18 protein-coding genes and 1 pseudogene are annotated in these 24,899 nt (G+C 65.6%); 7 read left to right on the top strand and 12 right to left on the bottom strand.

Features of this window, described 5'->3' with window-relative positions:
- Window positions 1-2 precede the first annotated feature (2 nt).
- Complete coding sequence (locus tag ACMGG8_RS20760) at window positions 3-527, bottom strand: sigma-70 family RNA polymerase sigma factor (protein ID WP_060843437.1); 525 nt, start codon at window positions 525-527, stop codon at window positions 3-5.
- A 331-nt stretch (window positions 528-858) separates the two neighbouring features.
- On the opposite strand from ACMGG8_RS20760, the gene ACMGG8_RS20755 reads away from it, so the two are divergent.
- The gene (locus ACMGG8_RS20755) at window positions 859-2,946 is read left to right on the top strand and encodes an EAL domain-containing protein (protein WP_060839049.1); all 2,088 of its coding nucleotides are present in this window, start codon (window positions 859-861) and stop codon (window positions 2,944-2,946) included.
- Window positions 2,947-2,955: 9 nt separating this feature from the next.
- On the opposite strand, the gene ACMGG8_RS20750 is transcribed toward ACMGG8_RS20755, so the two are convergent.
- Entirely contained in the window at window positions 2,956-5,391 is a 2,436-nt protein-coding gene (locus tag ACMGG8_RS20750) for a hypothetical protein (RefSeq protein ID WP_414158308.1), read from the bottom strand.
- 284 nt (window positions 5,392-5,675) lie between these two features.
- On the opposite strand from ACMGG8_RS20750, the gene ACMGG8_RS20745 reads away from it, so the two are divergent.
- On the top strand, window positions 5,676-6,854 hold the full coding sequence (locus ACMGG8_RS20745; protein WP_235758339.1) for an NnrS family protein: 1,179 nt from the start codon (window positions 5,676-5,678) through the stop codon (window positions 6,852-6,854).
- A 92-nt stretch (window positions 6,855-6,946) separates the two neighbouring features.
- A complete protein-coding gene (locus tag ACMGG8_RS20740; RefSeq protein ID WP_060843440.1) occupies window positions 6,947-7,915 on the top strand; it encodes a sensor domain-containing diguanylate cyclase in 969 nt (322 codons plus the stop codon).
- A 62-nt stretch (window positions 7,916-7,977) separates the two neighbouring features.
- Here the strand turns inward: ACMGG8_RS20740 and ACMGG8_RS20735 are convergent, their stop codons facing one another.
- From ACMGG8_RS20735 to gloB, 9 genes and pseudogenes are all read right to left on the bottom strand, one after another.
- The gene (locus ACMGG8_RS20735; RefSeq protein WP_414158307.1) at window positions 7,978-8,910 is read right to left on the bottom strand and encodes a hypothetical protein; all 933 of its coding nucleotides are present in this window, start codon (window positions 8,908-8,910) and stop codon (window positions 7,978-7,980) included.
- A 113-nt stretch (window positions 8,911-9,023) separates the two neighbouring features.
- Window positions 9,024-9,818: pseudogene (gene fabI / locus ACMGG8_RS20730) on the bottom strand (enoyl-ACP reductase FabI).
- 22 nt (window positions 9,819-9,840) lie between these two features.
- Entirely contained in the window at window positions 9,841-11,451 is a 1,611-nt protein-coding gene (locus ACMGG8_RS20725; RefSeq protein ID WP_414158306.1) for an ABC transporter ATP-binding protein, read from the bottom strand.
- Between the two features lies 1 nt (window position 11,452).
- A complete protein-coding gene (locus ACMGG8_RS20720) occupies window positions 11,453-12,472 on the bottom strand; it encodes an ABC transporter permease (protein WP_060843442.1) in 1,020 nt (339 codons plus the stop codon).
- A gap of 1 nt (window position 12,473) precedes the next feature.
- Window positions 12,474-13,547, bottom strand: a complete 1,074-nt coding sequence (locus ACMGG8_RS20715; RefSeq protein ID WP_060839056.1) for a microcin C ABC transporter permease YejB — start codon at window positions 13,545-13,547, stop codon at window positions 12,474-12,476.
- 1 nt (window position 13,548) lies between these two features.
- A complete protein-coding gene (locus tag ACMGG8_RS20710; protein WP_414158305.1) occupies window positions 13,549-15,399 on the bottom strand; it encodes an extracellular solute-binding protein in 1,851 nt (616 codons plus the stop codon).
- Entirely contained in the window at window positions 15,396-17,225 is a 1,830-nt protein-coding gene (locus tag ACMGG8_RS20705; RefSeq protein WP_060839058.1) for an extracellular solute-binding protein, read from the bottom strand. The genes ACMGG8_RS20710 and ACMGG8_RS20705 overlap by 4 nt, the downstream gene beginning before the upstream one ends.
- A gap of 172 nt (window positions 17,226-17,397) precedes the next feature.
- Window positions 17,398-18,828, bottom strand: a complete 1,431-nt coding sequence (locus tag ACMGG8_RS20700; protein WP_060839059.1) for a transglycosylase SLT domain-containing protein — start codon at window positions 18,826-18,828, stop codon at window positions 17,398-17,400.
- Between the two features lie 99 nt (window positions 18,829-18,927).
- Window positions 18,928-19,695, bottom strand: coding sequence for a hydroxyacylglutathione hydrolase (gloB, locus tag ACMGG8_RS20695; protein WP_414158304.1), 768 nt, complete (start codon window positions 19,693-19,695; stop codon window positions 18,928-18,930).
- Between the two features lie 65 nt (window positions 19,696-19,760).
- Between gloB and ACMGG8_RS20690 the strand changes: the two genes are divergently transcribed.
- Both ACMGG8_RS20690 and rnhA read left to right on the top strand, forming a co-directional pair.
- Window positions 19,761-20,519 (top strand): methyltransferase domain-containing protein, encoded by a 759-nt coding sequence (locus tag ACMGG8_RS20690; protein ID WP_060839060.1) that lies wholly within the window; start codon window positions 19,761-19,763, stop codon window positions 20,517-20,519.
- Window positions 20,520-20,627: 108 nt separating this feature from the next.
- Complete coding sequence (gene rnhA, locus ACMGG8_RS20685; protein ID WP_016964267.1) at window positions 20,628-21,077, top strand: ribonuclease HI; 450 nt, start codon at window positions 20,628-20,630, stop codon at window positions 21,075-21,077.
- 5 nt (window positions 21,078-21,082) lie between these two features.
- Here the strand turns inward: rnhA and ACMGG8_RS20680 are convergent, their stop codons facing one another.
- Window positions 21,083-21,418, bottom strand: coding sequence for a DUF2388 domain-containing protein (locus tag ACMGG8_RS20680; protein ID WP_060843445.1), 336 nt, complete (start codon window positions 21,416-21,418; stop codon window positions 21,083-21,085).
- Window positions 21,419-21,599: 181 nt separating this feature from the next.
- On the opposite strand from ACMGG8_RS20680, the gene dnaQ reads away from it, so the two are divergent.
- Window positions 21,600-22,352 (top strand): DNA polymerase III subunit epsilon, encoded by a 753-nt coding sequence (gene dnaQ, locus ACMGG8_RS20675; RefSeq protein WP_060839062.1) that lies wholly within the window; start codon window positions 21,600-21,602, stop codon window positions 22,350-22,352.
- Window positions 22,353-22,633: 281 nt separating this feature from the next.
- Window positions 22,634-24,889, top strand: coding sequence for an Orn/Lys/Arg decarboxylase N-terminal domain-containing protein (locus tag ACMGG8_RS20670; RefSeq protein WP_414158303.1), 2,256 nt, complete (start codon window positions 22,634-22,636; stop codon window positions 24,887-24,889).
- Window positions 24,890-24,899 lie beyond the last annotated feature (10 nt).

Genomic DNA, 24,899 nt, shown 5'->3' with positions numbered 1-24,899 from the left:
CTCTACTCGATCAGCAGGCCGTCGAGTTCGGCCTCCAGCAGCGCGCAATGCACCAGGGCCTGGGCCAGGTATTTCTTCACCATGCGCTCCGAGACCCCCAGTTCTTCGGCAATGGCTTTGTAGGGACGGCCATGCAACTGCGCCAGGAGAAAGGCCTCGCGCACCCGTTGCGGCAGGCGGCCGAGCATGGCGTCCACTTCGTGTAGGGTCTCGACGATGATCGCCCGTTGCTCCGGGGACGGTTGCAACGCCTGGGGCCGCGCCGCCAGGGCCTGCAGCCAGGCCTGTTCCAGCTGGCGGCGGCGCCAGTGATCGATGCACAGGCCCCGGGCGATGGTGGCCAGGTAGGAGCGCTGCTGCACCTCGCCGTCCAGCTGCGGCGGGCGCTTGAGTACCCGGACGAAGATTTCGTGGGCCAGATCGGCGGCATCCCAGGCGTGGTTCAGGCGGCGCCGCAACAGTTCATAGAGCCAGGGGTGATGGGCGTCATAGAGGTTGTGGACCAGAGCGGGGCTGGCGGGCGGCATGGAAGGCAAGGGCGTGGTCCGGTGGCGGGTGGCGTTGCAAATGGGAATTGCTCGCGATTAAAGCAAAACCCCTGATACGCTGCAAATGATATTGATTCGCCGTTATACCGGGGTGCAGCCGGGCCGGAGGCGCGGCGTCGGGGTCAAGTCTGGCGCCGCCGGGGCGATAAAACACTCAAGGCAGTGCCATCGAGTGCTTGCCGACCAGGGTTTCTACAGTGGTATCTTCGCCTGCACCCCCTGTTTGCCCCACGGCGCCGCCAGACGCCGGGCGGCCGTGGCGGGGGCCGTCTGCGGGGGACGGACGTGTGCTGGCAGAGGGGAGAGGCCGATGCGGCAACTGGGGTTCAAGCTGTTTTTCACCCACCGCCTGGCGTTGCTGGCGGGCGCCGAGTCGTTGCGCTCGATTCGCGAAGGCCTGCTCTGGCTATTGCCCTGCCTGCTGGTGTCGGCACTGTTCCTGATCCTCGCGCAATGCGCCCAGGCCCTGGGCGCCCCCGGCTCCCTGGTGGACCTGCTGACCGGGCTGCACAACCGCATCAGTTCGATCATTCCCCTGCTGGTGGCGGCGTCCATCGGCTACATGCTGGCGATCCAGCACCGCTTGCCCCAGCTGCCGGTGGCCTTTCTCTGCCTGGCCCATGTGGTGATCGCCATCTACCTGCTGCGGGACTATCCGCTGGCGTCGGCGACCTTCGTGCTGTTCATCGCCATCGCCTCGCCCCTGGTCAATGTCCCGGTCATGGCCTGGCTGCACCGCCGACGCTGGACCCGGCTGGTGGACGAAGGCCTGGTGGGGCACAACCTCAAGGGCACCATCAACATGGTGCTGCCGGGAGGGCTGACCTGCCTGGCGCTGGTGGCGGTGCTGCAGCTGCTGTTGCAGGTCCACGACTTTGCCTACATCCAGCGCCCGCTCGACATCGACAGCCTGGATCACCCCTACCTCAACGCGATTCTCCTGACCTCGACCAACTCCCTGCTGTGGTTCTTCGGCATTCACGGCACCTACGCCATGCAGCCATTGATGGAGGTGATGGATCAGGCGGTGGCCCTCAATGCCGCCGATCACGCTGCCGGGCAGCCCCTGCGCTTTGCCCTCAACAGCGGGCTACTGGGATGTTTCGCCTTTATCGGCGGTTCCGGCGGATCCCTGGCCCTGGTGCTGGCGATCCTCGGATTTTCGCGCAACCGTTCCATGCGCCTGCTGGCTATGGCGAGCCTGGCGCTGTCGCTGTTCAACGTCAACGAACTGCTGCTGTTCGGCCTGCCGATCATCCTCAACCCGCGGCTGCTGGTGCCCTTCATGCTGGTGCCCATGGTCAACGCCTGCCTGGCCCTGCTGGTGGTGCAACTGGGCTGGGTCAGCCCGGCGCTGGTCAGCCTGCCCTTTACCTCGCCGGTGCTGCTCAATGCCTACCTGAGCACCCAGGGCGACTGGGGCGCGGTGCTTCTGCAACTGCTGTTGCTGGGGATCGGCACCCTGATCTACCTGCCTTATGTGCGCAGTATCCAGCGCCAGGGCGAAGGCGCCGGGCAGGTCTACCTGAAAACCTTCGACACCACCTTCCGCGGCCTGGAGGAGCGCGGCAGGCTGTTCGAGCTGGACCCGATGGTGGCGGCCTACCGACAGGCCGCGCAGCAGTCCCTGCAACTGGCGCGGATCCAGCAACTGAGCGGCTACGACTTTCACCTGGAGTACCAGCCCCAGGTGGCCAAGGGCAGTGGCCTGTGCACCGGCTGCGAGGCGCTGATCCGCGCCCGGGACGGCGAGGGCAAGGTGCAGTCGCCCTGGGAGCTGTTGCAATGGCTGGGGCAGGCCGGGCTGATGCCTGAGGTGGATTTCTGGGTCGCCTCCCAGGCGGTGCGCCAGCACCTGGCCTGGAGCAAGAGCGGCTTCCAACTGCCCATCACCATCAATATCTCCAGTGCCACCCTGGCCTCGGCGGAGCATGGTCGGCGCCTGCTGGAGATTCTCGCCTGGGCCCAGGGGCAGGTGTCGGTGGAGATCACCGAGGACGCGCTGGTGGGCGATGCCCTGCTGACCCAGCAATGGATCGGCAAGCTGCATGCCCTGGGGGCGCGGGTCTACATCGATGACTTCGGCACCGGTTTTTCCGCCTTGAGCTACCTGCACCAGTTTCCGGTGGACGGGATCAAGATCGACCGCAGCTTCGTCCTGGCCCAGCGCGAGCCCAGGGGCGCCCAGGTGCTCAACGGTCTGTTGCGCTTTTGCGAGACGCTCAAGCTCAAGGTGGTGGTGGAAGGGGTGGAAACCCGGGAGCAACTGGACTTTCTGCAATCGAGCTCGGAGCTGATCATCCAGGGCTGGTACTACAGCAAGTCCCTGCCCGGGGAGCAGATCCCCGGTTTTGTCAGCCAGCGGGCGCACAGTGCCCTGGCCGCCCGCGAGGACTGAGGCGCCGCTTCAGGCTGCGGGACCAAACGCCGGATGCTCCGGGCGCGCCAGGGCCTGCCAGGCGCCGGCCAGGTGCGCGTCGGCGGCGAGCAGCCACAGGCCCTGATGGGGCTCCAGGGCCTGGGCGGGCAGGGCGAGCAACTCGGCCAGGGGCAGGCGCAGGCTGCGGCCCGGATCGGCGTCGTCCGCGGCCTGCCAATCCCGTTCGAACAGGCGCAACTCCAGGTCCTGGTGGTCGAAGCGCCGCAACAGCGGCCGGTGGCGCAGCCATTGCGGTGCGATGCGCAGGCTGCGCTGGTGCACGTCCAGCAGCAACAGCTGCCAGGCGCGGTGGCCGTCCTCGACGTCGAGGCGCAGCCGGGTCAGGGCCAGGTAACGGCCATCGGCGGACCAGATCAGCGACGGTGCCAGGTCCGTCAGGGCGCAGCCGCTGGCGGTGAGCAAGTGGCCGCCCAGGCGCGGGCTGCTTTCCCGCAGCCAGCTGTCGGCGTATTCGGTTTCGCTGCCGAACAGCCACGCGGCATCCCGGCCGTCGGGGGCCGGCTGGATGAAGTCGCCTTCAGCCACCGCGGCCTGGGGCCGGTCCACCAGGCGCCAGTCGGGCAGCGGCAGCAGCTGCTGCTCGGTGATCTGCAAGCGCTGGCGTTGGTAGCACAGCTGGGAGCCGTCTTGCTCGGCGCAGAACGCGGCAGCGTCGTCGGGTGCCGGCGCGGGCTGATTGAAGCGTTGCAGGGGGCTGCTTGGCAGGTCCTGGTCGAGGCGGCCGACGATCACCGCCAGGCTCAACTGGCCATGGCGCAGGTCCAGCAGGCGCGCCGCCAGCAGCGGCGGGCTGTGCAGCAGGCGTCGCTGTTGCAGGTCGGCCACCACCGCCCGGTCGCTGACCAGGGGAAGCCGGGCAACAGGCAGCAGGGCCAGGTAGCGCCGGCAGTCGGAAACCCGATGGTCCAACCGCCAGTGCCCGGGCAGTTGCCAGTCGCCGATCCGGCAGGCGTAGGTGCCCAGGCCGTGTTCATCGTCGGCCAGCCAGCTGAACAGCGCCCGCTGGCCGCCCAGCAGCGGCTCCGACTCGATCTGGCTGTCACCGCGCTGGCCGCCGCTGTCCAGGGGCTGGCGCACTCGGGTCCGCACCAGGGGCAGCGGCGCGACCTGCAGGCAACCTTCGGGGTCGTGGCCGACGCCGGTCTCGGTGTCGCTGTGGATGCTGTGCAGGCGATAGCCGTAGCGGCCCCGGTCGGCTTCGGCGCAGTCCAGGTAGGCCGCGTGGCGCAGGTAGTGGCTGTCCAGCTCCAGCAGGGGGCCGGGGTAAAAGGAGGGTTCCGCCGGACTGGCAACCCAGGGCGCCGGCAGCGGGCGCCAGCCGTGGTCTGCCTGCCACAGCCAGGTCGCGGCCAGATCGGGTTGTTGTTCCTCGCGGGCGCTGCAGGCCAGGGAGCGGCTGTCGCGGCTCCAGCAGCGGGGGCTGTCGGCGCCGATCAGCAGGCCAGTGGGCTGGCCGTCCAGGCTCAGTTGGTAAGGCGGCGCCCGCAAGGGTTCCAGGGGTTGGGGCAAGTCTCGCAAGCAACGGGGCAGGAGCATCCGCGCCTGGAGCCGGTGACGTCCGTCCGGGGACTGTTCCTCGAAGCTCTGCCGGGCCAGGCTGTCGACCCAGGCACCGGGCTCCAGCCACAGATCGGCCACCGCCAGCAGGTCGATCGCTTCGGCGCCCTCCAGCAGCGTGGCCAGGCTGGCGTGGCGCGAGCCGTTGTCCACCAGGGGACTGTGCCGCCCGATCAGGCGCTCTTCGCTGAAGGCGTCCAGCTCCCAGAACTCGCTGTGGTCGCAGCGGTACAGCCGGCGCAGCGAGCGATCGAGGATCGCCAGGCCCCAGCGTTGCCGCGATGGCAAGGGCGCCGCGAAGTAGCGTCCGTCGCTGGAGAAGCGCGCCGACGACCCCAGTCCTTGCAGCAACACGCCGTCCGGAAACAGGTAGTCGCAATAGGTGGGGCCGCCCATGGCGATCTCGCCCTGGTTGAACACCCGGATCGGCAGGCCTTCCGGGGTGCTCTGCGGTTCGCTGCCGCCCCAGGCGCTGGTGCTGGCCGCGGGGGCCTGGACCAGGCCCAGGCGGCGCTCCAGGTGGCTGATGGTGCCCATGCCAACCAGGATGCTGGCGAAGGCCGCGGCGATGTCCCAGTACGCCGGCAATGCCCGCCCCAGGCTGAAGCCCAGGCCGAACACCGCACTGATCATCAGGCGGGCCATGGCGCGGCCGGTGCGGGGCCAGCCCAGGCGAGCCGCCAGGACCATGCCGGCGGCGCAGCCCAGCACCACGGCCAGGGCCAGGGGCGGCGGCAGCACGGTGACCAGGAAGATCGGGATCAGCAGGGCGCTCAACTGCCAGAGCAGTTCCAGCAACAGGCGCGACAGGCTTTTTTCGGACGGGGCGCTGGGACGGGAGGGCACCGGGGACATCCTTGTGGCGTAGGGGGATGGCAAGGGCTGCCAATCTACGCCCTTGGGCGGAAAAACGCAGCTCGCAAAACCGAGTCGAATTGACCTGTTGCGTGGTCGTTATGACCTGATTTTTTCGGGTCATAAAGACTCGGTGTGGCTGGCGGCCGCGGTTTTGCCGGGCGGCGGTCTTGGCATGAAACCTGATGGGGCTGATGCATCGCTGATTGGCCAAGGAGTTCCGAGCATGATTCGTCGCTGCAATTCGCCGTTGCCTGTCCCGAGCCAGGGGAGGGATGCCTGTGTCGCTGCCTGAACGTTGGCGGCAATGGGCCGCGCAGCCGCTGTGGAGCCTGGGCTTCCGGCCGTTTTTCCTCGCCGGAGCGGCGTTTGCCTGCCTCGCCCTGGTGGGCTGGGGCCTGTGGCTGCACGGCGGCTGGAGCGGCCGCCAGCCGCTGGGCGGCATGCTGGCGTGGCATCGGCACGAGATGCTGTTCGGCTTCGCCGTGGCGATCATCGCCGGGTTTCTGCTGACGGCGGTGGCCAACTGGACCGGGCGCCCGGCACTGAGTCGCACGCCGTTGATCCTGTTGTGGCTGCTCTGGCTGCTGGCGCGGCTGGCCTGGTGGCTGGCGCTGCCGCTGCCGTTGTTCCTGGTGCTGCAACTGGCCTTCATGCCGGCGCTGGCCGCGGTGGTGGGGCATGAACTGTGGCGTGCGGGCAAGCGCGACAACTACCCCATGGTGCTGATCCTGGGCCTGTTGACGCTGTTTCAGGGGCAGACCCTGCTGGGCCTGCTGGCGGCGCAGGAACTCTGGCAGCGCCACGGCGAGCTGGGGGCGCTGTGGCTGGTGGCGGCCCTGATGACGGTGATCGGCGGTCGGGTCATTCCGTTCTTCATCCAGCGCGGGCTCAATCGGCCGCCGGCGCCACCGGCTTCGCCCTGGCCCACCCGGGTGTTGCTGCTGGGCAGCCTGCTGGCGGCAATCTCCATGGCCCTGGGCGGCGGTGACGCGCCACGGCCCTGGCTGGCAGCGTTGTTCGCAGTGCTGGCGGCCCTGCATCTGTGGCGCCTGTGGCGCTGGCACCAGCCGGGGCTGTGGCGGCTGCCGCTGCTGTGGTCGCTGTACCTGGGCTACCTGTGGCTGGCGCTGGCCACCCTGGGCATGGCGCTGTGGCACCTGGGCGGTCTGTCGTCGCAGAGTCTGGTGACCCACGCCCTGGCGCTAGGCGGTCTCGGCGGGCTGGTGCTGGGCATGATCGCCCGGGTCAGCCTGGGCCATAGCGGCCGGCCGCTGCAGGTGACCCGGGCCATGGTCGGGGCCTTTGCCTTGCTGTTCCTGGCGGCCCTGTGCCGGGTGCTGCTGGTGCCATTCAGCGCCCTGGGCCTGGGGATTTCGGCGCTGTTGGGCGCCTTGGCCTTTGCCCTGTTCGTCGGCGGCTACGCGCGGATCCTGTTGACCGCGCGGCTGTGACAGGCCGCGATCGAGGACCGCCAGCCGCCTCGCCAGGGGCTGGCGGTGAAACTGGACTACGCTTGCGGTCTTAGCCGCGAATGGAGTCCGCGATGTTGTATCCCCGCAAACCCAGTGATGAGGCCCGGCGAGTCCAGACCCTGCGCGAGCTGAATGTGCTCGACACCTTGCCGGAGGAGCGTTTCGACCGGGTGACCCGACTGGCCAAGCGCCTGTTCAATGTGCCCATTGCCCTGATCAGCCTGGTGGACAGCGATCGCCAGTGGTTCAAGTCCGCCGCGGGGCTGGAGGCCAGCCAGACCTCCCGGGACATTTCGTTTTGCGGCCACGCGATCCTGGATGACCAGATCTTCATGGTCCGCGACGCCGAGTGCGACGAACGTTTCCAGGACAACCCACTGGTCACCGGCGAACCGCGGATCCGCTTCTACGCCGGTTGTCCCCTGAGCGTGCCCAATGGCAGCAAGCTGGGCACCCTGTGCCTGATCGATACCCGGCCCCGGGACCTGGACGACGAAGAGCGTGCCCTGCTGCGAGACCTGGCCCGCATGGCCGAGCAGGAACTGGCGGCCGTGCAGATGGCCAGCATGGACGAGATGACCCTGCTGTCCAATCGGCGCGGCTTCGAAGCCCTGGCCCGGCATGCCCTGGCGGCGTGCACGCGTCTGGACAAGTCGGCGACCCTGCTGTTTTTCGATCTCAACGAGTTCAAGCGGATCAACGACAGCTACGGTCATGCCGAAGGGGACGGGGCCTTGAAGACCTTTGCCGATGTGCTGCGCATTGCCTTTCGCGAGAGTGATGTGATCGGCCGCCTGGGCGGCGATGAGTTCGTGGCCCTGCTGACCGGGACCGATGACGTCGAGACGTCGGCGATCATGGCGCGCCTGCGGGAGATCCTCGATGAGCGCAACGCTTCCCTGAAACGCGGCTACGACATCCGCTTCAGCGTCGGCCAGATCGCATACGACCCCGAGCGCCACGCCGGTATCGAAGCGCTGCTGGCCGATGCCGACCAGGCCATGTACCTGCACAAGCAGGCCGGCAAGCGCAGCCACTGAATCTGCTGCCGGCAAGGCCGGCAGCGTGGAGCGGGGCTGCAACCCAAGGCGCTGGCCGGCCGCTACGGGCCGCGCTCGATGGCCGGTGGCGCATAGCCTTCCTCGAGGGTCACCCCGGCGGCCCTGGCGCGGGTTTCCGCTTGCGAGCGCCGCTGCAGCAGGGCTTGCAATTGAGCCGGGAGCAGGGCTTTCCAGTGTGCTCGCTGGTGCTCGGCAAAATGGCTCGCCCAGAACCTGTCCAGGGACATCAGGTTGACGCTGATCAGGTAGACAGCGGTTTCCAGGGGCGCGCTTTTCGAGTCGTAGCGCAGGGCCCGGACATGGGCGATGAAGTTGCCCTGGTAGAGATACCAGTCATAGAAGGTGCCGACGCCGAGCCATTCTTCCAGGCTCATTTCACGCTTGGCATCGAACAGGGGATGGCTGAGCGGGGTCATGCCCAGGAGGCTCTCCTGCCCGTCGAGCTTGTGCCATTGCGCGCCGGGTATCCGCGGGTCTGAAGGGAAGTAGTAGGTTTGCCAGCCGGCGCTCTTCAAGTTCCCGATGAGGCGATAGATCAGGTCCTTGTTCTGCTTGTGCGTGCTGTTGTCCGGCAGGCCGCGCAGGTCGATGTTCAATGCCTGGATGTTGTTCGAAACCCGGCCATCCACGGCCATGCTCAGCCCGGACACCTGATCCAGCTCCAGCGCGCCCTCGGGCTGGGAAAGGCTCAGGTCAAGGAGCGCGCCTTGGCGATCGGCTTCATACCAGCACATGTCGACCGCCTCCAGGCAGTCGGCGCCAAAGCGTACCGGGCTGTTTGCAATGATCTCGTCAACCGTTGCGGCCAACGGGATGTGCAGGCTGGCGACTGTGTCGGTCAGGCGATTGGGCTGGGTGTCTTGAGGCTTGTCGCAGCCGGCAAGAAAGATCACCAGCAGCAGGCACGGCAGCTTGATGCCGGGCGGTTTCGGCGGGCGAGCAGACGGCCGGGTTTTCCATGGGGTTCTTTGCATCGGGCATCCGTGAGGGGCAGGTATCTGCACTGCGGCCGGTGAGCCTGGATCGGCGATCAGCCGGTGTCGCGGCGCTGCGACGAGGGCCTGAGGGCCCTCGCCACAGCCGGGAGTCATTCGTCGAGGTTGCCCATGGCGGTGGTGTTGAAGCCGCCGTCGACGTACATGATCTCGCCGCTGATGCCCGAGGCCAGGTCCGAGCAGAGGAAGGCCCCGGCGTTGCCGACTTCCTCGATGGTGACGTTGCGCCGCAGCGGGGTCTGGGCTTCGTTGGCCGCCAGCATCTTGCGGAAGTTCTTGATGCCCGAGGCGGCCAGGGTGCGGATCGGCCCGGCGGAGACCGCGTTGACCCGGGTGCCTTCCGGGCCCAGGGAGCCGGCCAGGTAGCGCACGCCGGCTTCCAGCGAGGCCTTGGCCATGCCCATCACGTTGTAGTTGGGCATGGTGCGCTCGGCGCCCAGGTAGGACAGGGTCAACAGGCTGCCGTTGCGGCCCTTCATCATGTCGCGGCCGGCCTTGGCCAGGGCCACGAAGCTTTAGGCGCTGATGTCGTGGGCAATGCGAAAGCCTTCGCGGGTGGTGGCGTCGGTGAAGTCGCCTTCGAGCTGATCGCCCGGGGCGAAGCCCACGGAGTGGACGATGCAGTCCAGGCCGTCCCAGTGCTTGCCCAGCTCGCTGAACACCTGGGCGATCTGCTCGTCGCTGGCCACATCGCAGGGGAAGCACAGCTCGGCGCTGGAACCCCAGCCGGCGGCGAATTCCTCGACCCGACCCTTGAGTTTTTCGTTCTGATAGGTGAAGGCCAGCTCGGCGCCTTCACGGTGCATGGCGGCGGCAATGCCGGAGGCGATCGACAGCTTGCTGGCGACACCGACGATCAGGACACGCTTCCCAGCGAGAAAACCCATAAGTGGCTACTCCTGTTGCAGGTTATTCGGCGCTTGCCGGAGCCAGGAAGGCGGCTTCCAGCAATTGCCGTGTGTAAGGGTGTTGCGGGGCGCCGAAGATTGCCTGGGCGTTCCCTTGTTCCACCACCTGGCCGTGCTTGATCACCATCAACTGGTGGCTCAGGGCCTTGACCACCGCCAGGTCGTGGCTGATGAACAGGTAGGTCAGGTTGTACTTGCGTTGCAGGTTGCGCAGCAGCTCCACTACCTGGCGCTGCACGGTGCGGTCCAGGGCCGAGGTCGGCTCGTCCAGCAGGATCAGCCGCGGCTTGAGCACCAGGGCCCGGGCGATGGCGATGCGCTGGCGTTGCCCGCCGGAGAATTCGTGGGGGTAGCGGTGTCGGGTGTCCGGGTCCAGGCCCACTTCCTTGAGCGCTTCGATGATCGCCTGTTCCTGCTCCTGTTCGTTGCCGATCCTGTGGATGCGCAAGCCTTCGCCCACGATCTGGCTCACGCTCATGCGCGGGCTGAGGCTGCCGAAGGGGTCCTGGAACACCACCTGCATTTCCCGCCGCAGCGGCCGTACCTGTTGCTGGCTCAGGGCGTCGAGCTGCTGGCCTTCGAAACGAATCCCGCCCTGGCTGGCGATCAGGCGCAGGATCGCCAGGCCCAGGGTCGACTTGCCCGAGCCGCTCTCGCCGACGATGCCCAGGGTCTGGCCCTGGGGCAGGCTGAAGTGGATGCCGTCCACGGCCTTGACGTGATCCACGGTGCGGCGCAGCAGGCCCTTCTTGATCGGGAACCAGACCTTGAGGTTGTCCACTTGCAGCAACGGCGGGCCGACTTCATTGCTCGCCGGCAGGCCGCTGGGCTCCGCGGCCAGCAGTTCCCGGGTGTAGGGGTGCTGCGGCGCGCGGAACAGCTCCTCGCAGGACGCCTGCTCGACGATGCGGCCTTTCTGCATGACACAGACCCGGTGGGCAATGCGCCGCACCAGGTTCAGATCGTGGCTGATCAGCAGCAAGGCCATGCCCAGGCGCGCCTGCAGTTCCTTGAGCAGTTCGAGGATCTTCAACTGCACGGTGACGTCGAGGGCGGTGGTCGGCTCGTCGGCGATCAGCAGTTCCGGCTCGTTGGCCAGGGCCATGGCGATCATCACCCGTTGCCGCTGGCCGCCGGACAGTTCGTGGGGCAGGGCCTTGAGGCGCTTGTGCGGCTCGGGAATGCCCACCAGTTCCAGCAGTTCCAGGGTGCGCCTGCTGGCGACCTTGCCGGTCAGACCCTTGTGGATGCCCAGCACCTCGTTGATCTGCTTCTCGATGCTGTGCAGCGGGTTCAGCGACGTCATGGGCTCCTGGAAGATCATGGCGATGCGGTTGCCGCGAATGTGGCGAATGGTCTTTTCCTTCAGGGTCAGCAGGTCGTGCCCGGCGTACTGGATGCTGCCGGACGGGTGCTGGGCCAGGGGGTAGGGCAGCAGGCGCAGGATCGAGTGGGCGGTCACCGATTTGCCGGAGCCGCTTTCCCCTACCAGGGCCAGGGTTTCGCCGCGCTTGATGTCGAAGCTGATGCCTTCCACCACGCGCTGGCACTGGGCGCCGGCGACGAATTCCACCGCCAGGTCGCGGACTTCGATCAGAGTGTCCTGGGTCATGTCATTTCCTCGGGTCGAAGGCATCGCGGGCGGATTCGCCGATAAACACCAGCAGGCTGAGCATGATCGCCAGCACGGCAAAGGCACTGATGCCCAGCCACGGCGCCTGCAGGTTGGACTTGCCCTGGGCCACCAGCTCGCCCAGGGACGGCGCCCCCGGCGGCAGGCCGAAGCCGAGGAAGTCCAGGGCGGTGAGGGTGCCGATGGCCCCGGTGAGGATGAAGGGCATGAAGGTCATGGTGGAAACCATGGCGTTGGGCAGGATGTGGCGGAACATGATGGCGCCGTTCTGCATGCCCAGGGCCCGGGCCGCGCGCACGTATTCCAGGTTGCGCCCGCGCAGGAACTCGGCGCGCACCACGTCCACCAGGCTCATCCAGGAAAACAGCAGCATGATCCCCAGCAGCCACCAGAAGTTCGGTTGCACGAAACTGGCGAGGATGATCAGCAGGTAGAGCACCGGCAGCCCGGACCAGATTTCCAGGAAGCGCTGCCCGGCCAGGTCCACCCAGCCGCCGTAGAAGCCCTGCAGGGCGCCGGCGATGACCCCGATGATGGAACTCAGGATGGTCAGGGTCAGGGCGAACAGCACCGAGATGCGAAAGCCGTAGATGACCCGGGCCAGCACATCGCGGCCCTGGTCGTCGGTGCCCAGCAGGTTGTCCGCCGAAGGCGGCGCCGGGGCCGGCACCCGCAGGTCGTAGTTGATGCTCTGGTAGCTGTAGGGGATCGGTGCCCAGAGCACCCAGGCGTCCTTCTGTGCCAAAAGCTCGCGGATGTACGGGCTCTTGTAGTTGGCTTCCAGGGGGAATTCGCCGCCGAAGGTGGTTTCCGGGTAGCGCTTGAGGGCCGGGAAGTACCAGCCGCCTTCGTAGTGCACCACCAGCGGCTTGTCGTTGGCGATCAGCTCGGCGCCCAGGCTGAGGATGAACAGCACCAGGAACAGCCACAGCGACCACCAGCCGCGCTTGTTGGCCTTGAAGCGTTCGAAGCGCCGGCGATTGAGGGGGGACAGGTTCATCTCAATGCTCCCGGCTGTCGAAGTCGATGCGTGGGTCGACCAGGGTGTAGGTCAGGTCGCCGATCAGTTTCACCACCAGCCCCAGCAGGGTGAAGATGAACAGGGTGCCGAACACCACCGGGTAGTCGCGGTTGATCGCCGCCTCGAAGCTCATCAGGCCCAGGCCGTCGAGGGAGAAGATCACTTCCACCAGCAGGGAGCCGGTGAAGAAGATGCCGATGAAGGCCGAGGGGAAGCCGGCGATCACCAGCAGCATGGCGTTGCGGAACACGTGGCCGTAGAGCACCCGGCGCTGGGTCAGGCCCTTGGCCTTGGCGGTGACCACGTACTGCTTGTTGATCTCGTCGAGGAAGCTGTTCTTGGTCAGCAGGGTCATGGTGGCGAAGTGGCCGATCACCAGGGCGGTGACCGGCAGCGCCAGGTGCCAGAAGTAGTCGAGGATCTTGCGCCCCCAGCTCAGCTGGTCGAAGTCGTTGGAGGTCAGGCCGCGCAACGGGAACCAGTTGAAATAGCTGCCGCCGGCGAACACCACGATCAGCAGGATGGCGAACAGGAAGGCCGGGATCGCGTAGCCGACGATGATCGCCGAGCTGGTCCAGACATCGAAGTGGCTGCCGTGGCGGGTGGCCTTGGCGATCCCCAGGGGGATCGACACCAGGTACATGATCAGGGTGCTCCACAACCCGAGGGAGATGGACACCGGCATCTTCTCCTTGATCAGGTCCACCACCTTGGCGTCACGGAAGAAGCTGTTGCCGAAATCCAGGGTGGCGTAGTTCTTGATCATGATCCACAGGCGTTCCGGCGCCGACTTGTCGAAGCCGTACATGTGCTCGATTTCCTTGATCAGCGCCGGGTCCAGGCCCTGGGCGCCGCGGTAGCTGGAACCGGCCACCGAGACTTCGGCGCCGCCGCCGGCGATGCGGCTGGTGGCGCCGTCGAAGCCTTCGAGCTTGGCGATCATCTGCTCCACCGGGCCGCCGGGGGCGGCCTGGATGATCACGAAGTTGATCAGCAGGATGCCCAGCAGGGTGGGGATGATCAGCAGCAGTCGGCGAAAGATATAGGCCAGCATGTCATTGCTCCCTGTCGGCCGGGGCCGCCTGGTCCGGGGCCGGTTCTACGGCGGGCTTGGCATCGGGCTTGATCCACCAGGTGTTGATGCCGATGTCGTACTTGGGCGCGACTTGCGGGTGGCCGATGTGGTCCCAGTAGGCCACGCGCCAGGTCTTGATGTGCCAGTTGGGGATCACGTAGTAGCCCCATTGCAGGACCCGGTCCAGGGCCTTGGCGTGGGCCACCAGGCTGCTGCGCGAATCGGCGTTGATCAGGCTTTCCACCAGGCTGTCGATGGCCGGGTCCTTGAGGCCGATGTAGTTGCGGCTGCCGGGCTTGTCGGCGCTGGAGGACATCCAGAACTCGCGCTGCTCGTTGCCCGGGGAGTTGGACTGGGGAAAGCTGCCGACGATCATGTCGAAGTCCCGCGAGCGCACCCGGGTGATGTACTGGGACACGTCGACCCGGCGGATCACCAGGTCGATGCCCAGGTCGGCCAGGTTGCGCTTGAACGGCAGCAGCACCCGCTCGAACTCGGTCTGGGCCAGGAGGAACTCGATCACCACCGGCTTGCCCTGGGCGTCGACCATCTTGTCGTCGACGATGCGCCAGCCGGCCTCTTGCAGCAGTTGGTAGGCCTGGCGCTGCTGGGCGCGGATCATGCCGCTGCCGTCGCACACCGAAGGCGAGAAGGCCTGGTCGAACACCTGTGGCGGGATTTTGCCCCGCAGCGGTTCGAGGATCGCCAGCTCCTCCGGGCCCGGCAGGCCGGTGGCGGCCATCTCCGAGTTCTCGAAGTAGCTGCGGGTGCGGGTGTAGGCCCCGTTGAACAGCTGCTTGTTGCTCCACTCGAAGTCCAGCAGCAGGCTCAGGGCATGGCGCACCCGCACATCCTGGAACATTGGCCGGCGGGTGTTGAAGACAAAGCCCTGCATGCCGGTGGGGTTGCCGTTGGCGATCTGTTCCTTGATCAGCCGGCCCTGGGCCACGGCCGGGATGTTGTAGGCGTTGGCCCAGTTCTTCGCGCTGATTTCCAGCCAGTAGTCGAACTGGCCGGCCTTGAGGGCTTCCAGGGCCACGGTGTTGTCGCGGTAGTAGTCGCTGGTGATCACGTCGAAATTGTAGAAGCCGCGGTTCACCGGCAGGTCGCGGCCCCAGTAGTCCTTGACCCGCTCGTAGCGAATCGAGCGTCCGGCCTTGACCGCGGTGACCCGGTAGGGGCCGCTGCCCAGGGGCACTTCCAGGTTGCTCTTGGCAAAGTCGCGGCTTTCCCACCAGTGCTTGGGCAGGACCGTCAGCTGGCCGAGGATCAGCGGCAACTCGCGGTTGTTGTTGTGCTTGAACTTGAACAGCACCCGCAGCGGGTCTTCGGCGATCACCTGGTCGACGTCGGCGTAGTAGCCGCGGTACAGCGGCGAGCCGGCGCTCATCAGGGTCTGGAAGCTGAACACCACGTCCTCGGCGCGAATCGGCTGGCCGTCATTGAAGCGTGCTTCCGGGCGCAGGTAGAAGCGCACCCAGCTGTTGTCCGGGGCTTTCTCGATCTTGCCCGCCACCAGTCCATATTCGGTGAAGGGTTCGTCCAGGCTCTGGGTCATCAGGGTGTCGTAGATCAGGCCGATGTTCTGCTCGGGCACGCCCTTGCTGATGAAGGGGTTGAGGCTGTCGAAGCTGCCGAAGCCGGCCATGCGGAAGGTGCCGCCCTTGGGGGCCTGGGGATCGACGAAGTCGAAGTGCTGGAAGCTCGCCGGGTATTTCGGCGCTTCGTTGTACAGGGTCAGGGCATGTTGCGGCGCAGCCTGGGCACAGCAGGCGATGACGCCGAACAACAGGCCGCCGGTGCGCAGGAGCAGGGCTCGCAGAGGCATCATTGGGGAGTCTCCAGGGACTTCAGCCACCAGGCGTTCAGGCCCAGGTTGTAGGGCGGCGTGGTGACGAAGGCGAACCGGTTTCGGTAGGCCAGTCGGTGATAGTTGAGGTACCAGTTGGGAATCATGTAGTGCTGCCACAGCAGCACCCGGTCCAGGGCGCGGCCGGCGGCCAGTTGGTCGTCGCGGCTCTGGGCGGCCAGCAGTTGCTCCAGCAGGTGATCGACGATCGGGTTGTTGATGCCTGCATAGTTCTTGCTGCCCTTGACCGAAACCTGGCTGGAGTGGAAGTACTGCCATTGCTCCAGGCCCGGGCTCAGGGTCTGGTTGAGGGTCATGAGGATCATGTCGTAGTCGAACTGGTCCAGGCGCTGCTTGTATTGCGCCCGGTCCACGGTACGCAGGCGCGCCTCGATGCCGATGCTCGCCAGGTTCTCCACATAGGGCTGGAGAATCCGTTCCAGGTTGGGATTGACCAGCATCAGCTCGAAACGCAGCGGCTGCCCGGTGCTGTTCTGCAGGCGCTGGCCGTTGAGCTTCCAGCCGGCGTCGGCCAAAAGCCCCAGGGCGCGGCGCAGGGTTTCCCGGGGAATGCCGCGGCCCTCGGTGCGGGGCAGGCCGAAGGCCTGGGTGAACAGGCTGGCCGGCAACTGGTCGCGGTAAGGCGACAGCAGCAGCCATTCGTGTCCCACCGGCAGGCCCGTGGCGGAGAATTCGCTGTTGGGGTAGTAGCTCAGGGCGCGCTGGTAGGCACCGCTGAACAGGGTGCGGTTGGTCCATTCGAAGTCGAACATCAGGCCCAGGGCTTCACGCACTCGCACGTCGGCGAAGAGGCTGCGCCGGGTGTTCATGAACAGGCCCTGGGTCTGGGTGGGGATCTGGTGCGCCACCTGGGCCTTGATCACCTCGCCGCGATTGACCGCGGGGAAGTTGTAGCCGTTGGCCCAGTTCTTGGCCTGGTGCTCGATGTAGATGTCGAACTCGCCGGCCTTGAAGGCTTCGAAGGCCACGTCGCTGTCGCGGTAGAACTCCACCTCGACCCGGTCGAAGTTGTTGAAGCCGCGGTTGACCGGCAAGTCCTTGCCCCAGTAGTCCTGGACCCGTTCGAACACCAGTTGGCGTCCGGGCTGGACCTGGGTGATGCGATAGGGGCCGCTGCCCAGGGGCGGGGTGAAGGTGGTGGCCTTGAAGTCGCGGTCTTTCCAGTAGTGCTGGGGCAGTACCGGCAGCTCGCCCAGGCGCAGGATCAGCAGCGGGTTGCCGGCGCGCTTGAACACGAAGCGGATGCGCTGCGGGCCGAGGATGTCCACCCGTTGCACTTCCTGCAGGTTGGTGCGGTATTGCGGGTGGCCTTCCTTGAGCAGCAGGCGGTAGGAAAACGCCACGTCATAGGCGGTGATCGGCTGGCCGTCGTGAAAGCGTGCCTCGGGCCGCAGGTTGAACACCACCCAGCTGCGGTCCTCGCTGTATTCCACGGAGCGGGCTATCAGGCCGTAGCTGGAGGTGGGCTCGTCGCCGGAGGGCGCGTAGAGGCCGGTGCCCACCATCAGGGGTTCGTTGAGTTCGTTGACCCCGTATTGCAGGAAGTTCGGCGTGGCGACCGGGCTGGTGCCCTTGAAGGTGTAGGGGTTGAGGGTGTCGAAGGTGCCAAAGGCCATGACCCGCAAGGTGCCGCCTTTGGGCGCAGCGGGATTGACCCAGTCGAAGTGGGTGAACTTGGCCGGGTACTTGAGCGTGCCAAACTGCGCATAACCATGACTTTCGGTGATCGTCGCGCTTGCGGGAAAGCTCAAGGCCAGACTGAAGAAGAGCAGAAGGAGGGGACGCATCGAGTCAGAGATCCGTTCCAGGCGGCTTGGGCTTAATGCTCCGTACAGTAACAGCTTGTATCAGCAGGAAAAAGCTCGCTGGCGCGAGCTTCGTGCAATTGAAACCTGCTGTAGAAGCCGGCTTGCCGGCGAAGGTTGTTGGCTGGCGAGCCGGCTTCTACAGGGGCGGATTTCAGTGCGGCAGGTAGACCGTGAGCATCTGGCCGGGCTTGAGGGCCTGGGCCGCCCGAGGGTTCCAGCGCTTGAGGTGCTGCATCTCGACATTGAAGCGCTTGGCCACGATGTACAGCGAGTCGCCTTGCTTGACCTTGTAGCGGGTCGACTTCTGTTTGCCGCTGCTGGCCACGGTGGTTTTCTTGCCGGCGCTCTTGCGGGTGTCCTGCATCACCAGGGTCTGGCCGACCTTGAGGTCCTTGCCGCTGAGCTTGTTCCAGCGTTGCAGGTCCTGCACATCCACCTTGTTGGCCTTGGCGATCAGCGTCAGGTTGTCGCCGTTCTTGACCCGGTAGATCCGCTTGGGCCGCAGCGAGTCGCGGCCATCGTCGCGGTCGAAGACCGGCTTGAGGGAGCGCTTGCTGATCAGCTCTTCGGGTTTCATGGTGGACAGGCTGGTGGTCAGCAGCTGGGCCTTGGACGTGGGCACCAGCAGGTGCTGGGGGCCGTCGACGGTGGTGCGCTGCTTGAACGCCGGGTTGAGCTGGAACAGCTCGTCTTCGTCGATGTTGGCCACCGCCGCGACCTTGGACAGGTCCATGCGCTGGTTGATTTCCACCACCTGGAAGTACGGCTCGTTGGCGATCGGGTTGAGGTTCACGCCGTAGGCCTGCGGGGCCAGCACCACCTGGGACAGGGCCAACAGCTTGGGCACGTAGGCTTGAGTCTCGGCCGGCAGCGGCAGGTTCCAGTAGTCGGTGGGCAGGCCGAGCTTGTCATTGCGCTCGATGGCCCGGCTCACGGTGCCTTCGCCGGCGTTGTAGGCGGCCAGGGCCAGCAACCAGTCACCGTTGAACATGTCGTGCAGGCGGGTCAGGTAGTCCAGGGCGGCGGTGGTGGAGGCGGTGATGTCGCGCCGGCCATCGTAGAAGCGGGTCTGGCGCAGGTTGAAGTAGCGTCCGGTGGCCGGGACGAACTGCCACAGGCCCACGGCATCGGCCCGGGAATAGGCCAGCGGGTTGTAGGCGCTTTCGATCACCGGCAACAGGGCCAGCTCCAGCGGCATGTTGCGCTCTTCGAGACGCTCGACGATGTAGTGGATGTAGAGACTGCCGCGTTCGCCGGCGTTTTCCAGGAAGGAAGGGTTGCTGGCGAACCACAGGCGCTGCTGTTCAATACGCGGATTGACGCCCAGGCCTTCTTGCAATTGGAACCCCTGGCGCATGCGTTCCCAGACATCCTGGGGCACTTGCGGGCTTGGTTTGTTGCTCAGCCAGATGGGTTTTTGCTTGATGCGGGCGTTGAAATTCTGGGTGTGTGTCGCGTCGCTCTGCGGGGCATGGCCGGTGCTTTGGCAGCCCGCAAGAGTCGCTGACACAGCTACCGCGATGGCCTGGGCCAAGCGCGTCAATGCGTCTGAACTGATGGAATAACGAATAGATGACGACATTGGCTGGAAGTAAGTTCCGGGCAAAAATGTCGGGCGATTCTAGAAAGCACCCGGGGTGCGGTCAACCATTCAGAATTTTTGTACCAATAGATAGCTTGCTTAGAATATATCTTTCCAAGCCCTCAGGGCCGCAAAGACCGCACTCTGCGACAGGTTATCCGAGCCGGTCCGTTCGTCCACTTTTTGTTTAACGGATGTTTCGCCAGTCCGCAGGAACGGGTTGGTCAGTTTCTCCAGGGCCAGGGTCGAAGGCAGGGTCATGCGCCCGTGCTCGCGCAATTGCGTGACCTTCTCCAGGCGCTGGGCGATCTCCGGGTTGGCCGGCTCCACCGCCTGGGCGAAGCGCAGGTTGCTCAGGGTGTATTCGTGGGTGCAGTAGATCAGGGTGTCCTCCGGCAGCGCGGCGAGACGGCCTAGGGACTGGTGCATCTGTTCCGGGGTGCCTTCGAACAGGCGCCCGCATCCGGCGGCGAACAGGGTGTCGCCGCAGAACAGCAGGCCGTGGTGGTAGTAGGCGATATGCCCCAGGGTATGGCCGGGGACGGCCAGCACCTGGAATTCCCAGCCGAGGACGCTGATGCGCTGGGCGTCGTCCAGGGCTACATCGCGACCGGGGATCTTTTCCTGCGCCGGGCCATACACGGTGGCGCCGCTGTGCTGCTTCAGACGCTCGACACCACCGACGTGGTCGTGGTGGTGATGGGTCACCAGGATGTCGCTCAGGACCCAGCCCGGGTGCTGTTCCAGCCAGGCCAGGACCGGCGCCGCATCGCCCGGATCGACGACCGCGCAGCGCTGGCTGCGATGATCTTGTAACAACCAGATGTAGTTGTCGGTGAAGGCGGGCAGGGCACTGATCTGTATCATCTTCGGATTCGCCAAGCGGAAAACAATGGCGCATCTTAGAGCTTCTTGGCGTGTTGGAGAATGCAATGACCGATAAAGCCTTCGCTCAGGCAGATCCCGACTGGCTGGCCCTGATCAGTGCGGCCCGGGACTGGCTGTCCGGTCCCCTGGGGCAATTTTTGCTGGACGAAGAGCGGCGCATGCTCGAAGAGGAACTGGGGCGTTTCTTCGGCGGTTACCTGGTGCATTACGGGCCTTCGGCGCAAAACCCGCCGGTGGCGCCTCAGGTGCAGCGCAACGTGCGCCTGGGAGCACCGCTGCCGGGGGTGGAGATCGTCTGCGAGGAACAAGCCTGGCCCCTGAGCGAGCATGCCGCCGATGTGGTGGTGCTGCAGCATGGCCTGGATTTTTGCCTGTCGCCCCACGGCCTGCTGCGCGAGGCCGCCAGTAGCGTGCGCCCCGGTGGTCATCTGCTGATTGTCGGCATCAACCCCTGGAGCACCTGGGGCCTGCGCCATGTGTTCGCCCACGACGCCTTGCGCCAGGCCCGTTGCATCTCGCCTTCGCGGGTTGGCGACTGGCTCAACCTGCTGGGCTTCGCGCTGGAGAAACGCCGCTTCGGGTGCTATCGTCCGCCGCTTGCCTCACAGGCATGGCAGGCGCGACTGGCCGGCTGGGAGCGCAAGGCCGGGCAGTGGCAACTGGCCGGCGGCGGCTTTTACCTGCTGGTGGCGCGCAAGATCGCCGTCGGCCTGCGCCCGGTGCGCCAGGTGCGACGCGAACCCATGGGCAAGCTGGTGCCGCTGCCCATGGCCAAGGTCAATCGCCGTAACAGCGAACCCTGATGACCTGCAGCAACCTTCTTTTTATATAGACCGGCCGAGTGACCTCGGCCTTGGGCGCTGTCGACCGCAATCGGCAGGCCACTGGCAATTTTCTGATGGAAGGCGTGGATGAGCGATAGCGTAGAAATCTTTACCGACGGTGCCTGCAAGGGCAATCCCGGCCCGGGTGGCTGGGGTGCGTTGCTGGTGTTCAAGGGCGTCGAGAAGGAGCTCTGGGGAGGCGAGGCCAACACCACCAACAACCGCATGGAGCTGATGGCGGCGATTCGCGGCCTGGAAGAACTCAAGCGCGAGTGCGACGTGCTGCTGGTCACCGACTCGCAGTACGTGATGAAGGGCATCAACGAGTGGATGGCCAACTGGAAGAAGCGCGGCTGGAAGACCGCGGCCAAGGAGCCGGTGAAGAACGCCGACCTGTGGCAGCAGCTGGACGAGCAGGTCAACCGGCACAAGGTTACCTGGAAATGGGTCCGTGGCCACACCGGTCACCACGGCAACGAGCGGGCCGACCAGTTGGCCAACCGTGGCGTGGATGAGGTTCGCGGCTACAAGGGCTGAGGGCGTTACAGGGTGAGAATCGCCGCCGCCAGTTGTTCGTCGCTGTAGGGCGGGTTGTGCAGTGTCCGGCGAATGTGCTGTAACGCCGATTCCAGTCGCGCCCCGCGAATCGCGCCGTCGCTGGCGACGAAGGCCGCGGCGTCGCTGCGGGCTTCCAGGACAAGCTTGTCATCCCTGAACGAACTGCTGATCTTGGCCGTGCCTTGGCTGCTGCTCAGCAGTCCGCTCATGCTCAGGTCGGTGCTGATCACCAGGCTGGTGGCAAGGCTGGAACTGCTGAACATTGCAATGAGCAGGGCGATGAATAGCAGGTTTTGCAGACGGCGCCGGAGAGTCTTCATGACCGCGAGTTTCCCTGGAAAAGATCGGCGGCACCCTAGCAGCCGGGCCTTGGGCGAACCTCATCAGCTTTGCGAATAACTGTTAAAAAGTGCGCGGCAGCGGCCTGTTCCCTGCGGCGCGCTGTCCCTGGGCCGGGCATGCTAAAATCCCGCCCTTTGCCAGATTGAGAACGGACCACTGATGGCCAACAGATCTGTTGTACTCGATACCGAAACCACCGGTATGCCGGTGACCGACGGCCACCGGATCATTGAAATCGGCTGCGTCGAGTTGATCGGTCGGCGCCTGACCGGGCGGCACTTCCACGTTTACCTGCAACCGGATCGCGAGAGCGATGAGGGCGCCATCGGCGTCCACGGCATCACCAACGAGTTCCTGGTGGGCAAGCCGCGCTTTGCCGAAGTCGCCGATGAGTTCTTCGACTTTATCCAGGGTGCTCAGCTGATCATCCACAACGCGGCGTTCGACGTTGGCTTCATCAACAACGAATTCGCCCTGATGGGGCGCCACGACCGCGCGGACATCACCCAGCACTGCAGCATCCTCGACACCCTGTTGATGGCCCGTGAGCGTCACCCGGGCCAGCGCAACAGCCTCGATGCCCTGTGCAAGCGCTATGGCGTCGACAACTCCGGTCGTGAACTGCACGGCGCCTTGCTCGACTCGGAGATCCTGGCCGACGTCTACCTGACCATGACCGGTGGCCAGACCAGCCTGTCCCTGGCGGGCAACGCTTCGGACGGCAACGGTTCTGGCGAAGGCTCGGGCAACCGGGCCACGGAAATCCGCCGTCTGCCGGCCGATCGTCCACGGGGGCGGATCATCCAGGCCAGCGAAGCCGAATTGGCCGAACACCAGACGCGCCTGGAAATCATCGCCAAGTCTGCCGGCGGCCCGGCCCTGTGGACCCAGTTGCTCGAAAACCAACACTAAGCCGTTGTCGTCCGTGGCCCTGTAGCCGCTGCCGCAGGCTGCGAACGGCTCCGAAGGCGACAGGTGTTTGCCGGGAGATCGCCAAGCAAGGCCCTGTGGGCCTTCACGCAGCTTCGCCATGGCTCAGCAGCTGCTACAGCTGTGTGGGGCGTGGGCCGGCAATTGTGCCTGTGCGACCTTTTGTTACATCCAGTCTGTGCTCGGGGTGACAGGCGACGCCAGGAGCTTCTACCCTGAGTCCATTGGCGGGACCTACCCGCCGCCTCAGGACAGCCTGCCCCATGTACAAAGACCTGCAGTTTCCGATCCTGATCGTGCACCGCGATATCAAGGCCGATACGGTGGCCGGGGACCGGGTCCGGGGCATCGCCCGGGAGCTGGAGAAGGACGGCTTCAGCATCTTCTCGGCGGTCAACTACGCCGAAGGGCGCCTGGTGGCTTCTACCCACCACGGCCTGGCCTGCATGTTGATCGCCGCCGAGGGCGCCGGGGAAAACACCCATCTGCTGCAAAACATGGTGGAGCTGATCCGCCTGGCCCGGGTGCGCGCGCCCCTGTTGCCGATCTTCGCCCTGGGGGAGCAGATGACCCTGGAGAACGCTCCGGCCGACGCCATGAGCGAGCTCAACCAGCTGCGGGGCATTCTCTATCTGTTCGAGGACACGGTGCCGTTCCTGGCCCGGCAAGTGGCCCGGGCCGCGCGCAATTACCTCGATGGCCTGCTGCCGCCGTTCTTCAAGGCCCTGGTGCAGCACACCGCCGACTCCAACTATTCCTGGCATACCCCGGGGCACGGCGGTGGCGTGGCTTATCGCAAGAGCCCGGTGGGGCAGGCGTTCCACCAGTTCTTCGGCGAGAACACCCTGCGTTCGGACCTGTCGGTGTCAGTGCCGGAGCTGGGTTCGCTGCTGGACCACACCGGGCCCCTGGCGGAAGCCGAGGCGCGGGCGGCGCGCAATTTTGGTGCCGACCATACCTTCTTCGTGATCAACGGCACGTCCACCGCCAACAAGATCGTCTGGCACTCCATGGTGGGGCGCGATGACCTGGTGCTGGTGGATCGCAACTGCCATAAATCGGTGTTGCACTCGATCATCATGACCGGGGCCATCCCCCTGTACCTGTGTCCCGAACGCAATGAACTGGGGATTATCGGGCCGATCCCCTTGAGCGAGTTCAGCCCCGAGTCGATCCAGGCCAAGATCGACGCCAGTCCGCTGACCCGTGGCCGGCCGCCCAAGGTCAAGCTGGCGGTGGTCACCAACTCCACCTATGACGGCCTGTGCTACAACGCCGAACTGATCAAGCAAAGCCTGGGCAACAGTGTCGAGGTGCTGCATTTCGACGAGGCCTGGTATGCCTACGCCGCTTTCCACGAATTCTTTTCCGGGCGCTATGGCATGGGCACCTCGCGCAGCGCCGACAGCCCGCTGGTGTTCACCACCCATTCCACCCACAAGCTGCTGGCGGCCTTCAGCCAGGCGTCGATGATCCATGTCCAGGATGGCGGCGCCCGGCAGTTGGACCGGGACCGTTTCAACGAAGCCTTCATGATGCATATCTCCACGTCGCCGCAATACAGCATCATCGCCTCGCTGGATGTGGCCTCGGCGATGATGGAAGGGCCGGCGGGGCGCTCGCTGCTGCAGGAAATGTTCGATGAGGCCCTGAGCTTCCGCCGGGCCCTGGCCAACCTGCGGCAGCACATCGCCGCCGATGACTGGTGGTTCTCGATCTGGCAGCCGGAACGCGTCGAAGGCATCGATCAGGTGCGCACCGGGGACTGGCTGCTGGAACCCGAAGGCGAGTGGCACGGCTTTGCCGGCGTCACCGACGACTATGTGCTGCTGGACCCGATCAAGGTGACCCTGGTAATGCCCGGGCTGACCGCAGGCGGGGCCCTGAGCGAGCACGGGATTCCGGCGGCGGTGGTCAGCAAGTTTCTCTGGGAGCGCGGGCTGGTGGTGGAAAAGACCGGGCTCTATTCGTTTCTGGTGCTGTTCTCCATGGGCATCACCAAGGGCAAGTGGAGCACGCTGCTGACCGAGCTGCTGGAGTTCAAGCGCAACTACGACGCCAATGTCAGCCTCGCCAGTTGCCTGCCCAGCGTCGCCAGCCAGGACCCGCAGCGCTATCAGGGCATGGGTTTGCAGGACCTGTGCGACCAGTTGCATGCCTGTTACCGCAGCAACGCCACGGCCAGGCACCTCAAGCGCATGTACACCGTGCTGCCGGAGGTGGCGATGAAGCCTGCCGATGCCTACGACCAACTGGTGCGCGGCGAAGTCGAGGCGGTGTCCATCGATCAGTTGCAGGGCCGTATCGCCGCGGTGATGCTGGTGCCGTATCCGCCGGGCATTCCGTTGATCATGCCCGGCGAGCGCTTCACCGAGTCGACCCGCTCGATCATCGATTACCTGGCTTTCGCCCGGGCCTTCGACAGCAGCTTCCCGGGCTTTGTCGCCGATGTGCACGGTCTGCAGCATGAGGATCTGGGCGACGGGCGCCACTACACCGTCGATTGCATCAAGGCATGAGGAGTTTTCC

Source organism: Pseudomonas sp. BNK-45 (assembly GCF_047456255.1).
In the GTDB taxonomy this organism is placed as follows: Bacteria; Pseudomonadota; Gammaproteobacteria; order Pseudomonadales; family Pseudomonadaceae; genus Aquipseudomonas.
Note: the sequence above shows the minus strand (reverse complement) of the source record. Positions and strands in the feature narration are given on the sequence as shown.

Excerpts from the sequence above, each read along its gene's own strand:
- ACMGG8_RS20760 (WP_060843437.1), bottom strand. The coding sequence starts at position 527 with ATGCCGCCCGCCAGCCCCGCTCTGGTCCACAACCTCTATGACGCCCAT.
- dnaQ (WP_060839062.1), top strand. The coding sequence starts at position 21,600 with ATGGCCAACAGATCTGTTGTACTCGATACCGAAACCACCGGTATGCCG.
- ACMGG8_RS20735 (WP_414158307.1), bottom strand. The coding sequence starts at position 8,910 with ATGCAAAGAACCCCATGGAAAACCCGGCCGTCTGCTCGCCCGCCGAAA.
- ACMGG8_RS20755 (WP_060839049.1), top strand. The coding sequence starts at position 859 with ATGCGGCAACTGGGGTTCAAGCTGTTTTTCACCCACCGCCTGGCGTTG.
- ACMGG8_RS20715 (WP_060839056.1), bottom strand. The coding sequence starts at position 13,547 with ATGCTGGCCTATATCTTTCGCCGACTGCTGCTGATCATCCCCACCCTG.
- rnhA (WP_016964267.1), top strand. The coding sequence starts at position 20,628 with ATGAGCGATAGCGTAGAAATCTTTACCGACGGTGCCTGCAAGGGCAAT.
- ACMGG8_RS20720 (WP_060843442.1), bottom strand. The coding sequence starts at position 12,472 with ATGAACCTGTCCCCCCTCAATCGCCGGCGCTTCGAACGCTTCAAGGCC.
- ACMGG8_RS20670 (WP_414158303.1), top strand. The coding sequence starts at position 22,634 with ATGTACAAAGACCTGCAGTTTCCGATCCTGATCGTGCACCGCGATATC.
- ACMGG8_RS20705 (WP_060839058.1), bottom strand. The coding sequence starts at position 17,225 with ATGCGTCCCCTCCTTCTGCTCTTCTTCAGTCTGGCCTTGAGCTTTCCC.
- gloB (WP_414158304.1), bottom strand. The coding sequence starts at position 19,695 with ATGATACAGATCAGTGCCCTGCCCGCCTTCACCGACAACTACATCTGG.
- ACMGG8_RS20710 (WP_414158305.1), bottom strand. The coding sequence starts at position 15,399 with ATGATGCCTCTGCGAGCCCTGCTCCTGCGCACCGGCGGCCTGTTGTTC.
- ACMGG8_RS20725 (WP_414158306.1), bottom strand. The coding sequence starts at position 11,451 with ATGACCCAGGACACTCTGATCGAAGTCCGCGACCTGGCGGTGGAATTC.
- ACMGG8_RS20690 (WP_060839060.1), top strand. The coding sequence starts at position 19,761 with ATGACCGATAAAGCCTTCGCTCAGGCAGATCCCGACTGGCTGGCCCTG.
- ACMGG8_RS20745 (WP_235758339.1), top strand. The coding sequence starts at position 5,676 with ATGCCTGTGTCGCTGCCTGAACGTTGGCGGCAATGGGCCGCGCAGCCG.
- ACMGG8_RS20740 (WP_060843440.1), top strand. The coding sequence starts at position 6,947 with ATGTTGTATCCCCGCAAACCCAGTGATGAGGCCCGGCGAGTCCAGACC.
- ACMGG8_RS20680 (WP_060843445.1), bottom strand. The coding sequence starts at position 21,418 with ATGAAGACTCTCCGGCGCCGTCTGCAAAACCTGCTATTCATCGCCCTG.
- ACMGG8_RS20700 (WP_060839059.1), bottom strand. The coding sequence starts at position 18,828 with ATGTCGTCATCTATTCGTTATTCCATCAGTTCAGACGCATTGACGCGC.